The following is a 12223-nucleotide window of genomic DNA, read 5'->3' as shown; positions in this document are numbered from 1 at the left end:
CCGCCGTGAGGGCGAAAAATTGTGCGGTTTCGAGCTTCATCTTCTTGGCCCATTCGAGCGTCTGGCGAATCGTTTCCGGCGTATCGGCATCGGAGCCGAGGACGAACATCCCATGAACCTTGATGCCCACGCGGTGATAGGCCTCGACGGCCAGCCGATTTTTCTCCACCGTCGCATGTTTGTTGTAGAGCTTGAGCGTGTCGGGGTTGACCGACTCCAATCCGATCATGACGTAGTTGCAGTTGGCCCGCTTCTTGAGCCAGAGCACCTCCATATCCCGGGCCGATTCGACCCGATCCTGATGCGCCCAACGCGGCATCCTGATCCCCTCGCGGAGAATGCGCTCCAGCAGGCGCTGGGTTCGCTTCTTGTTGGCGGTGAAAATGTCATCGCCGAAAAAGAGCGGCGTCGGTTTGAGGCCGGTGACGTACTTGATCAGTTCGATCACGCGGTCGTCATCCATGAAGCGAAACTGACCGCCAAAGTTGACGATGACGTCGCAGAACTCGCACTGGTACGGGCAGCCGCGCGAGGTGGTAATGACGTTGTGGCTGATGGCCCGTAGCTCTTCGGGAGCGAAGACGGGGAAGGGTAACGCCGATAATTCCTCCGGCGTGAGGAACGGACGGTCGGCCGTGCGCACGATCTCGCCCTCCGGCGTCTTGAAGACGAGACCGGGAACATCCGACAGTTCCGGCATATCGAGGCTATCCTCGAGTCGGTCCATGACGTCGCGGATCGTGTGATCGCCCTCGTGCAGCACCACGAGGTCACCGTGCTGAAGGGCTTCCTCCGGCAACGTTGTGGTATGCGGCCCCCCGAAGATGATTTTGATCCGGGGATTGACGCGCTTGAGTTCATCGGCCAGTTCGTACGATTGCGGGGCCGTTCGCGTGATCGCGGAAATACCGACGACGTCGCACGCGGCCAGTGCCTGAAAGTCCGCCGCCGTGAGGCGTCCCTCTCGATTGCGGTATTTCGGATTGATCACGACGAGATTCGTATAGCCCGCCTGCTGCACGATACCGGTCAAAATCGGAATCCCTCGGGCCGGGAATCGAAAAAGAGAATAGACATCTCTGGCCAGCTTGCCATTGAGCCGACCATCCACGGTGGCGGGAAGTTCGATGAGCCCAATTCTCAACTTCTTCTTCAACACAATCGTCCTCCTGCGTGATGCCGAGTTTCGAGCCTGTGTCCTTTCGCCGACGGAAATGTCCGCGCGACCTTCCGCTCCACGAGTAACTTTCCCGGGGAAGGATCACAGACGCGCCATCTGTTCTTATCATGTTCTGACGGCCAGACGCCCCGCTCCATGCCGGCGGCGGTCGCGGCGCGGGTGTGGGCGGAATTCTCATGCCGGTGCGGCAACGGGATCATTGCGATCGGCTTCGACATTCGTCTTGTGAAGGAGGGCCGATCATTGACGGCCTGTGTTGCCTGTGATCCGGGTCTCCGGAAGTCGCTTCTGTTCAGGCGATCGGCATAAGGGGTCTCCATTTCGCGCCCTCTCTCACTCATGGCCGAAACGATAGTACCTGACTCCTCGGCATCTGTCCAGCAGTGGCGGAGAAAACTCAGAGCGTGAGATTCCTCCGCTGGTGTGCGGGATCACGGTTGCGCGAAGAGCCCGACGCCTCTTTCTGCCGGAGTTCGACGGTAGCAAAGTCATCCCCTTTCTTGTAGATTCTATGCCCTTATGGGAAAACTTCCGGCGCAATTCGGACTTTTGTCTTTGAGCCTGTTGATTCCGACGGTCGCTCTCGCGGCGGACCCCGGGGAGAATCACGGGGAGGCGATCGCGTCCGTTCTCATTTCGATTATCGTGATTCTGGTAGCCGCCAAGCTGGGAGGCGAACTCTTTGAGCGCCTTCGTCAGCCCGCCGTGCTCGGTGAATTGATTGCCGGAGTGATCATCGGCAATCTCGGTCTCTTCGGCTTCCACGGGTTGGACTTTTTGAAAACTGAGGAGGTGATTGCTGTTCTGGCGGAAATCGGAGTGATCCTCTTGCTGTTTGAAGTGGGGCTGGAGTCGAATGTGAAGGAGATGATCAGGGTGGGTCTGTCGTCACTGCTTGTGGCCACGGCGGGCGTCATCGCTCCGATGGTGCTGGGCTGGGGCGTCGCCGCCTGGTTCCTTCCTCACGAAGGGCGGCTTGTTCATATCTACATCGGGGCGGTGCTGTGCGCGACGAGTGTCGGGATCACCGCGCGAGTCTTACGCGACCTGGGGAAGGTGAGGACCAAAGAGGCCCGCATCATCCTGGGAGCGGCGGTCATTGATGACGTCCTGGGGCTGCTCGTTCTCGCGGTGGTCAGTGGAATGATCCTGGCGGCCAATCGCGGCAGTGGCGGATTGCCCCTGAGTGGTGTCGCCTGGATCATCGCCAAGGCAGTGCTGTTCCTCGCGGGAGCTGTGATCACTGGACTTTATCTTTCGCCGAAATTGTTCGGTGTGGCATCCCGGTTGCGGGTGCATGGGATGTTGCTCGTGACGAGTCTCGTCTTCTGCTTCACGCTCGCCTACCTGGCCCATGCCATCGGGCTGGCCACCATTGTGGGAGCATTTGCGGCAGGATTGATTCTGGATCCCGTCCACTATCGGGACTTTCTCGATCGTGGTGAGCACACGATTGAAGAGCTGCTGCGACCTCTCACCACGGTGCTCGTGCCGATGTTCTTCGTCTTAATGGGGATTCGGGTTGATCTGGCCGCGCTCGGACAGCTCAACATCCTGGGATTTGCTGCCTTGTTGACCCTGGCGGCTATTCTGGGCAAGCAGGTGTGCGGATTGGCTGTGGTGGAGCGAGGGTTGAACCGATTGGCCATCGGCCTGGGGATGATCCCCCGAGGAGAGGTCGGGCTTATTTTTGCCAGCATCGGCATGACCCTGCGACTCAATGGAGAGCCGGTGGTGACTGTCTCGACGTTTTCTGCTGCCGTCATCATGGTCATGGCCACGACGCTGCTCACGCCTCCCTTGCTCGCGTGGGCGCTCGCTCGCGGAGCCTCGGAGTGAGCGGGGTGCTGCGGCGTCCTCCGCGGGCGAATCCGCGTCTCCGCCTGAGCCTTGAGCCGGCGAAAATTGGTCTGCTACAATGTCCCGTCTCAAAGTCACAGATGTTTCAGGAGGTGGTGCCATGCCGATCTATGAATACCTGTGTGGCCGATGCGGTGATCGCCTTGAAGTCTTGCAGCGCATGAACGACAAAGCGCTCGTTCGGTGCAAAAAATGTGGCGGTCGGCTGGAGAAGTTGATTTCAGCCAGCAGCTTTGTCTTCAAGGGGTCCGGCTGGTACGTCACCGACTACGCTCGCAAAGGCCGCTCTGACACAAGCGATTCAGGATCGGATTCCTCCCGCAGCAAAAGCAACGGCTCTTCATCAGGTAAAGGCAGCACCACTGAGTAGTCTTCGGACCTGGTCACGTCTGTTTCCGGTGACGAGGCCAGCGAGGGCCCGTCCAGGAAACCATGGAGTCAGCGGTTCTGGAGCTGGCGTGCGCATACTTCCGGAACCGACGAGGTATTACTCATGATACCGCGACGGCAGCGAGTTCTTCCCGCAGAGGAGGAAATGCTGTCTGAGCCGGGGAAGATTTTGCTCGCGACCCTGATCCCGGTGATCCTTGCCGCAGAAGTGTGGGCGGCCGTCCCGCAAGCCGGCCGCCGGTCGCCCCTTGAGCGCTCGGGCGCATCGGTCATTGTGAACGTCATCGTCGAGCAAGCACCCGGGGGGAAAGATTTCCAGCTCACACGCGATAGGGTCGAACTCTACGACGCCGGCATTCCCCAGCAGATCGAATCGCTCACACCCGATTACTCCGCGGCGCGGATCGTCCTGCTGATTGACAGCTCGGAATCGCTCAAGCTCGATGGGGAGCGTGTGCTGCAGATTGTGAAGGACTTCGCTGCCAGCCTCTACGAGGGCGACGAAATGATGCTCGTCGGCTACAACGAAACGGCTGAGGTATTCGAAGACTTCACCGCCGATCGCACCAAACTGGAGCTGGCGGCCACTCGCTTCAAAAAGGAACGCTCGCCGAAGATGTGGGATGCCCTGCAAGCGACGCTCGATGACGCGCTTCGTCAGCAGGTCGGCCACTCTAAACGGATCATCATTTTGGTCTCCGATGGATTTGACCGGGAGAGCGTCATGCCTGCCGAGGATGTTCTGGCACACCTCGCCCGGGAGAACGTCGTCGTCTATGCGCTCCAGCTTGAGGATCGCACCCGGGGTGCTGCGCGACGCAAGGCCCTCAAGCCCGAAGAGGCGCTGCGCCTGCTCACCGAACGAACGGGCGGGAAGATCTACCCGATCAAAGAAGAGGCCCGCGCCGCCCGCGAGATTCTCGAAGAAGTGAGCGACCGCTGGTATCAGCTCGTCTACAAGCCCCAGGGCATCAATCCGCTCAACACACGGCGAATCCTGCTCATCCCCAACGATCCTAAAGTCAAGCTTCGCACCAAGCTCCTGCATCCGGGAGAAAAGTACTGATCCGATCCCTTCGGCAGTTCGTCCCCATCCCCTCGCCTGATTTCGGGAATGAGTGATCGTGTCACCGTGGGGACAGACGGAACCTGTGACCACCCTCCGCCGATGAGTACGGGTGACGCCGATTCGTTGAACCTTCGGTGACCGGCAGTAATTCTCAGAACGGGCTCAGATGCCGAGCTGTCGCGTGAGAATTTCTCTCACCAGGGCCAGGGCCAGATCAGCCGCCAGCCAGAATCCCCAGGTGGGGAGCACGATCGCAGTTCCCCGCACCGAAGTTGTGCCCGCCAGAGAGGCGACTCCTCGAATCAACACCGCGAGAAACCAGACCTCGAAGGGGTTGGCGTATCGGAGGAGCGTTGAACCGACCACCCCCGACGGATGAACCAGCGCATCCACGCCCACCGGAGGATTGAGATCAATCGCCCCCGTCGCCACATAACCCGACCAGAGAAGGAGGTTTTTAGTGACCGTTTCCAGAAGATGAACCACATTGGCGTAAACGACGAGCGCCAGGAGCTTCCTGAAATGAACAGGTCGGTTCATGAGCGTGGCCATGAGGCGGAGGAGGAACGCCGTGATCGCCCACTTCGCCAGAAGACCGAACGGCGACAGGAGAATTTGCGTGGGTTTGAGAATGCGCGACCGCTCGACCAGTTCCGCGACCATTTCCGGACTCAGGCCGGATGGAGCCATTTGAGGGAGGGCGCGAAGAAAAAGCGGCAAGGCGAGCAGATCGAGGACGACCGTCGTCAGGATGATGAGTGCGGCGGGGTATCCCCAGCGGGGATCGCTCTCAAGAGTCACAGCGAGAGCGCGAGGGTGAAACAATGCCTGCGCGAGAATCTGCCGTCGTGGTTTACTCACGGGGTGGGTATTGTTCATCCCGTTCGCTCCCTCATCGGGTAATTGGGCACGTCGCTCGGAGAGAGCCACTGTCGTGCGCGTCGGGCAAAGGAGTCGGATCGGCGTCTCCTCGTCGGGATCATCTTTGACCTCCGGCGCCTATCCCCTCGATCACCTGTGCGCGAAGTCACGCAGCAGTTTCCCATCATACTCCTCGCTTCGTTCGCCCGCGCGCTTGTAGGTGATGATCCCTCTCTCGTCCACGAGGAAGACGAGGGGAACGGCCGTCAACCAATCCAGAGAGCGACGTATGAACTCCGGATCGCGCACGAACGCCCCCTCCATCTGTAATCCGCTTTGCAGCCACCAGGCCCTTGTTTCCCTTTCGCTATCGAAGGCGAGAGCCACGCAGTCGAGTTTCGCTGGGGGAATTTGACGGCAGGCGCGGTCGAGTCGGACAAGCTCGCTCACGCAATGAGGACAGTTCCAGCGAAAGAAGACGATGAGAGTTTTCTTCCCCGCCGGCAGGCGCATGGTCTCCTTATCGCCGGTCAACGGCTCGACGGTGATGACCGGGAAAGGGCTTCCCACACCGAGGGCCTGCTCGCGCTGAAGTGATTGGGACAGACGCCAGAGCGCGTAGATCATCACCCCGGCGAGGGCACCGACGATCACGAGAGCGAGCATCCGGTTTCGCGTCCACGCGTGGTCTCTCACAACATGTCCTCCGGTTCCGCTGGTGCGGGTGCAACCGATTCCACCGCAACCTTCGATTCCATGCCCGTGGTCGTCGCGCCGAGCATACGCGTGTGGTTGCTCACCGCCTGGATGGCCCCGTAGGGGACGAAGTGAAGCACGCCGTTATCTCCGCGCAGCTTCACCATCCGGAGTCCCATCTCGATGACCTCGCCTGTGACGCCGGCGACGGTCACGCGATCGCCGATGGAGAACGCATCCTCGATAAGCAGAGCAATACCGCTGAAGAGGTCGCGGATGACATGCTGCGCCCCGAAGGTGATGGCCAACCCGGCAATGGCGCTTCCGGTGATCAACGAAGCAGTCGAGACCCCCAGCCGCCCCAGGATGATGAGAAAGGTTACGATGATGATGAGGTACTTGAGGAGACTCCGCACCATGGCGATCAACGTCAGGGCGCGACGCTCAGCTGCCCGCGGGGAAAATCGGCGGGAGTGATGAACGACCCGGTGCAGAATGCGCTCGGCCACGACCAGAGTCACTCGCGCCACGAGGATAATGACGATCAGCTCGCCAATCTTGCTGGCAATTTTCAGCCACACGCTGGGAGACAGGAAGCCCGCCATGATCGTTTGGGCTCACGAGCTGGCCCTTGCGGCATCCTCGTTCTGAGCGATCCCCGGAACGAAACATTTCCGGCAGCGCGGTTCATAGATGCCCGACGCTCCGACGAGGACGCGCTCCGTGCTCGGCACAAGTCGCTGGGAGAAATTGGCCGGATTACCACAACGGACGCAGATGGCCAACGTCTTGGTAACGTACTCGGCGACGGCGAGAAGCTGGGGCATCGGTTCAAACGGCTTCCCCAGATAATCCTGTTCCAGTCCGGCCACGATCACCCGCTTGCCCGAATTCGCCAGGGTCGTGCACACGTCCACCAGATCGAGATCGAAAAACTGCCCCTCATCAATCCCCACGACTTCCGTGTCTTCGCGCACGCGCTCCAGAATCTCCCGCGCCGAGTTGACGACCTCAGCTTCGATCCGCCACTGGCTGTGGGACACGATTTCCGAGTCGCTATAGCGCGAGTCAATGGCCGGTTTGAAGACCTGGACTCGTTGGCGGGCAATTTGCGCGCGCCGGAGCCGGCGAATCAGCTCCTCGCTCTTGCCGCTGAACATCCCCCCACAGATCACCTCGATCCATCCGACATCTCCCCGAACAACGTTCATTGTCCTGTCACCTCGCGGCGCAATTGTAGCACGAGAGCTGCTCAGCTCGAAAAGAGTCCGCTATCTCTCCAGACGAGGGAGCACAATAAATTTGACGTTCCGAAGACGGAAAGTGTGAACACCGGGATGGCTCGGTCCGCACAGACGCTCCTCATTGGTTCCTGGCGTTCTTTTCATCCTGTCGGGATCTCTCACTTTTGGTGCGGTCGGGGCGGCGCGGGCACGAATGGATCAGAATCTGCTCTAAGCGACTCAACTCATCCGGCAAGAGGCTCCACATTCATCCAGAAGCCGGGGATGCGCGGCAGGAAGACGGGCAATGTCTCCTCGCCCTCCGGTCCAGTGACTTTCACGGCCAGGCTCATATGTTCTCTCCTGCTGATGTTTCCTTTTATGCCATCAGCACGCCACCGAATTTGACCGGGACGCTACCCGCCCACGAATGGTTTGATCCTGAGACTTCCCGGCAATGGTGTGGACAACGCACCCGATGACGCAGTGGGACTCGGATAAGCGGGAGTGATTTGCGGGACGGACCATCAGCGGGGGAAAGCCGCGCGGGCTTTCCCCCGGCGTGCATGACGATAGGTCAGAGCGCGAACGTCAGCGCTCCGCTTTTAATGGATTTCCGCAAGGAGGTCGTCCTCTTCGCTTTCGGCAGGAGCAGCCCGCCGTCCTGTCGGTCGCCCCACGTGGAGATAGTTGTAGTTGAGCATGGCGTTGAACAGGAGGAAGAAACTTCCCTGCGTTTGCTGTCGCCACATGGGATTGTTGGCGAAAAGGAGGACATGGCCCTTGCCGACGGGAACGTCAATGACCGCCGGACGGTTGGCCAGCTCGCGCCCTCCGGCGAGCATTCCGGCTACCAGCAGATTGCGCTCATCGGCAAAGCGAAGAATGACGCGAGGACGCTCTTCGGGCGGCGGAATGAGGTTGCCGGCGAATTCCCGCACTTCTTCGGGGATCGGCGGCTCCTCGCCCGGACGCACCGGAGGAGGAGACTGTGGTTGTATGAAGGGCCGACCCTGCGGAATATCGGGATCGGTCAGGGAGCCGCGTCCACTTGGTCGAGACTCCGGCTGCTGAACCTGGCCGGCGCCACCTCCACCTCCTCCGCCAAAGCCGATCCCCCCTGTTGCGCTCACCTGGAAGACCGGGGCCTGGTTGAAGTAGACGGCGAGCCTGTCACCGTAACCGTAGGCGATGGGACTTCGCCGATCAGCCACAACCGTGTTGAAGACGCTCCCGCGCGCCTGCAACTCGCGCGTTTGAACGATGGAGACGCCCTGAATCAGACCATAGTCAATGGGCACTGAAGCATTCCCGGCGATGGTGACGAACAACCCGCCCTGCTCGATAAATCGTTTGAGATTGACCATGCCCTCGAGTTCGATCCCTCCGCGAATGTCATCGGTCTGATCGGGCGATGTTCCGATATTCGGAGTGAGATCGCTCTTTTTCCAGGGGATCGGGTCTCCGCGTTTCGGAATCCCGTTGACGATGGACTGAGCCGTCCCTCTGACCGGGCCGAGGATGATCACGTCGTATTTGTCTCGCAGGTTGGGTGTATCGCGGATGACGTGAACCGAGATGTAGTCGTAGGGAATCTGGAGCCGATCAAAGGCGATGCGGAACCATCCTTCATCCTGGGTATTCGTCCAGGTGTGAACCAGCGCGATTCTCGGAACGGCCAGCGGGTGCATGGGGACTTTCGGCAACTCGTCAACGGCATAGACGGTCAGTCCCAATTCCTGAGCGGCTTGTTCGATTCTCGCGCGCAGATCGGGCGGATTCCCTTCGGTCTTGATGATGAAGGATCCGGCGGCGAAATCTCGATCCAGAGCTTTGAACGGCTCTTCAGCGGCATACATGGTTACGTCTTTGAGTCGGAAACGGAAGGTGGCCAGCGTGTTATCGGTGTTGTGATTGATGATAAAGCCCGCCGTCCCTGCCGCGCCCAGGATTTTGCCCTGTACGACCGCCTTGCCGCGGAGCAGCGTCATCGGCGCTTTCAAAATCGAGGTGTCGGTGACGCGCACGGTGGTAACGTTCTTCAGTGCTCCGAGCGACCAGCCGGTATCATCATAGGGGCGCGGATCGGAGACGTTGAAATACTGCGTGTCGAGCAGCATATCAGCCATGCGACTGTAGGGTTGATCCATGCGGATGATGTAACTTCCAGCGGGAAACTTTCGCTTCTTTTCCTCGCGGCCTTCTCTCACCGTCACCTCAATTTCTTGATCGGCTTTGTGCACTTCCACTCCCTGAAGCTGGAGCAGGTTCACCAGTTCAGCGCATTCGACCGGGCGGGGATCATCCGCCGGGATCACCCAGGCGGCGGGACCCTCGTTCGTCGCTTTGGCGACGGCGCGTTTGCTCTTGAGGTAGAAATTCTCCAGGAATCGCTGCCGGTTCCTGGCCACGAAGTTCATGGCCAGAAGCAGGGCGCTCTGCTGGAGGTTGATGTTGTTGCGGATGGACCAGCGCACGCGCGGCAGCGGTGGATTCGGACGATACCAGGTGCGCGTCGTTTGATTGGCCGGGACAGTTCGTTCCCCGGTGTCGGCGCCGCGTCCGCCGAAAGTCTCATAGAAGCGCCCGATCGAGTTGTGACCGTTGGCCACATAAAACATGTAGTTCGGTGCCCAGCCATCGTAGAAACCGTGCGTCCAAACTCCCGGCACCCCGCGCTTGGTCATCTCTTCGATCTCATGATAGGCGAGCAAGTGCCACTCATTAATCACTATCGGGTCGAGCCAGGCATTGTAGGGCCCGGTGCCGGTCGAGGTGTACAGGAAGGGCACTGATTCATGGAGATCGTGAAGAACCTGAGGGTGCCACTCCAGGAATGTGCGCATCATGATGCGGCTCAGCTCCAGCGCCATGGACATCATGTCACGATTGTTGTCGTGGGCGACATACTTACCCCAATAGATGAGGTTGGGAGCCGGTTTGCCCGGATTCGCCTTGCGATAGTTGTAAAGGTCAACCTGGCGATCCCGACCGTCCACCTCCACCACCGGGGTGATGAGAACAATCGAGTTCTTGCGGATCTCCTGGATGAACGGCGTTTCTTCCACTGCCAGCCGATAGGCCAGCTCCATGAGCATCTCCGGGGACCCTGTCTCCGGCGAATGAATGCTCCCGGAAGCCCAATAGAACGGGAGCCCTTCGGCGATGAGCTGTTTGGCCTCGGCTTCGCTGATTTTTCGAGGATCGGCCAGCTTGGCCGTGATTTCTTTGTAGCGGTCGAGCTTCTTCATATTGGCTTCGTCGGAGATGGCGACGAGAATCGTCTCGCGGCCTTCCTCCGAGTAGCCGATGGTGAAGACCTTCACGCGCGGCGTGGCTTTTTCCAGCTCGCGCATGTAGCGATAGATGTCCTTGGTGTAGGTCAATTTGTTGGGCGTCCCGATGACATAGCCGAGGACCTTCTCCGGTGTGGGCACGGTATCGGACGCGGGGAGATGATCCACCAGCTCCGTGAGGAAGAAGGGTTCGGTCGTATACTCACGAATTTTTGCCGTATATCCTTCGTCTTGTTTTTGCTCGGTGGAGGCGGGCTTCGCCGTCTCCTTTGCCGTTCTCGCTTTTTGTGTGGCGGGCGTCAGAGGAGTCTGACCCACCACCACGATGATGGATATGAGAGAGAGGATCACCTTTCGGGCAGTTCTCCGCCACGAGCGCGTGATCACCCGGATGAGTAGAGTTTTGCCCCTTCTCATGACTCGTCATCCCTCCTTACGTTATTTTCTCCGAGGCATGCGGCTTCCACCACGTGCGCATCGGCATATACGAGCAGATCGCTCCCCCGGTTACGTCTCGGTTGCTTGGAGAGCGGGCCCTGGAAGATAATACACGCCTCGGAGGAAGGCAATGAAAGGAGCCACTCGGACGTCTTTCCCGTTGACGGCGCTGACCGAGCGTCCCGCTCGGAGCGATCCTCCTCGATCTGTTGCCAGGGGCTTTCGGGCCCGGAGGGATCTTTTTATCCTGGAGCTGGCCGGTCGGAAGGCCATTGCGCTGAAAAGAAAATCAGGGAGCGATCTCAATGTCGGGGACGGAAAACCTTTTTGATTATTTTTTCCGAGAGACATCGGAGCAACCGGCTCTTTATTATGGCGATGAGGTGATCAGCCACAGAGAGGTTGGCGAGCGATCACGCCAGACGGCAGCGAAATTCGTCGCGGCGGGTCTGGAGCCGGGCGAGCGGGTGGGCCTCTTACTCTGGGACTCGCCTGAGTTCATCTACAGCTTCCTGGCCATCTGCTCCCTCGGGGCTATCGCTGTTCCCCTCAATCCGGCACTCGGTCAGGACGAGATCACCTTCATCCTCTCCGATTGTGGGGCGCGAGGGCTCGTCGTGGAATGGGCTCTCATGGAAAGCCTCGGACCGAGGCTTGCTCGGCTCGACGCCCTGCAGTGGATTCTCGTTGTGAATCGCCAGGGCGGAGGAGTGCCGGAGCCTCTCGCTGATAAACACGTCGGTGATTTGGCGACAGCTTCCACTGGTCCGCTCCCTCAGCCGTATCCTTCCCCGGTTGATTCGGAAACCCCGGCCTTTCTCCTCTACACCTCCGGCAGCACGGGCCAACCCAAAGGGGCCATTCACACCCACAGCGATATCCCTTACACGGTCGAGACCTATATTCGTCAGGTTCTCGACGTTCGCCCTGAGGATCGAATCTTCTCCGCCTCGCGCTTACCTTTTGCCTATGGGTTGGGCAACAGCCTCTCAGCGCCGCTGGCCTGTAAGGCCTCGGTTATCCTCTGCAGGGAAAAACCGACGCCACCGGTCATTCAGCATATCTTCTCTCGCTACCATCCGACGCTCTTTTTTGGCGTGCCGGTGACCTACAAGATGCTGCTCGACTTCCACCGAGAGGGAAACGCGCTCGATACGCATTCGCTGCGGCTGTGCGTTTCGGCGGGCGAAGCGTTACCGGCGGAACTGGC

At 59.6% G+C, this 12223-nt stretch carries 10 protein-coding genes; 4 read left to right on the top strand and 6 right to left on the bottom strand.

Translation table 11 applies throughout. The features are described from left to right. Nucleotides 1-1159, bottom strand: a 1159-nt coding sequence (locus VNM72_11510) for a radical SAM protein (GenBank protein HXF06026.1), incomplete at its 3' end; no start/stop codon positions are given. A gap of 540 nt (nt 1160-1699) precedes the next feature. Here VNM72_11510 and VNM72_11505 point away from each other — a divergent pair. From VNM72_11505 to VNM72_11495, 3 genes are all read left to right on the top strand, one after another. After that, nucleotides 1700-3019 (top strand): cation:proton antiporter, encoded by a 1320-nt coding sequence (locus tag VNM72_11505; GenBank protein HXF06025.1) that lies wholly within the window; start codon nt 1700-1702, stop codon nt 3017-3019. Nucleotides 3020-3140: 121 nt separating this feature from the next. After that, on the top strand, nt 3141-3410 hold the full coding sequence (locus VNM72_11500; GenBank protein ID HXF06024.1) for an FmdB family zinc ribbon protein: 270 nt from the start codon (nt 3141-3143) through the stop codon (nt 3408-3410). Between the two features lie 165 nt (nt 3411-3575). Continuing rightward, nucleotides 3576-4496, top strand: coding sequence for a VWA domain-containing protein (locus VNM72_11495; GenBank protein ID HXF06023.1), 921 nt, complete (start codon nt 3576-3578; stop codon nt 4494-4496). A 165-nt stretch (nt 4497-4661) separates the two neighbouring features. Here the strand turns inward: VNM72_11495 and VNM72_11490 are convergent, their stop codons facing one another. The 5 genes from VNM72_11490 to VNM72_11470 form a co-directional block, all read right to left on the bottom strand. Continuing rightward, nucleotides 4662-5378, bottom strand: coding sequence for a YIP1 family protein (locus tag VNM72_11490; GenBank protein ID HXF06022.1), 717 nt, complete (start codon nt 5376-5378; stop codon nt 4662-4664). A 132-nt stretch (nt 5379-5510) separates the two neighbouring features. Further along, nucleotides 5511-6056: a redoxin domain-containing protein gene (locus tag VNM72_11485; protein HXF06021.1), complete on the bottom strand. Its 546-nt coding sequence runs from the start codon at nt 6054-6056 to the stop codon at nt 5511-5513. Further along, nucleotides 6053-6637, bottom strand: a complete 585-nt coding sequence (locus tag VNM72_11480) for a mechanosensitive ion channel domain-containing protein (GenBank protein HXF06020.1) — start codon at nt 6635-6637, stop codon at nt 6053-6055. The genes VNM72_11485 and VNM72_11480 overlap by 4 nt, the downstream gene beginning before the upstream one ends. Nucleotides 6638-6673: 36 nt before the next feature. Further along, complete coding sequence (locus VNM72_11475) at nt 6674-7267, bottom strand: thymidine kinase (protein HXF06019.1); 594 nt, start codon at nt 7265-7267, stop codon at nt 6674-6676. Between the two features lie 617 nt (nt 7268-7884). Further along, nucleotides 7885-10992, bottom strand: coding sequence for a M14 family zinc carboxypeptidase (locus VNM72_11470; GenBank protein ID HXF06018.1), 3108 nt, complete (start codon nt 10990-10992; stop codon nt 7885-7887). Between the two features lie 326 nt (nt 10993-11318). On the opposite strand from VNM72_11470, the gene VNM72_11465 reads away from it, so the two are divergent. Next, nucleotides 11319-12223: AMP-binding protein (locus VNM72_11465; protein ID HXF06017.1), on the top strand; the 905-nt coding region annotated here is incomplete at its 3' end.

The sequence above is a fragment of the Blastocatellia bacterium genome, assembly GCA_035573895.1.
Taxonomy (GTDB): Bacteria; Acidobacteriota; Blastocatellia; order HR10; family HR10; genus DATLZR01.
This window is presented reverse-complemented; position numbering and strand designations above follow the sequence as displayed.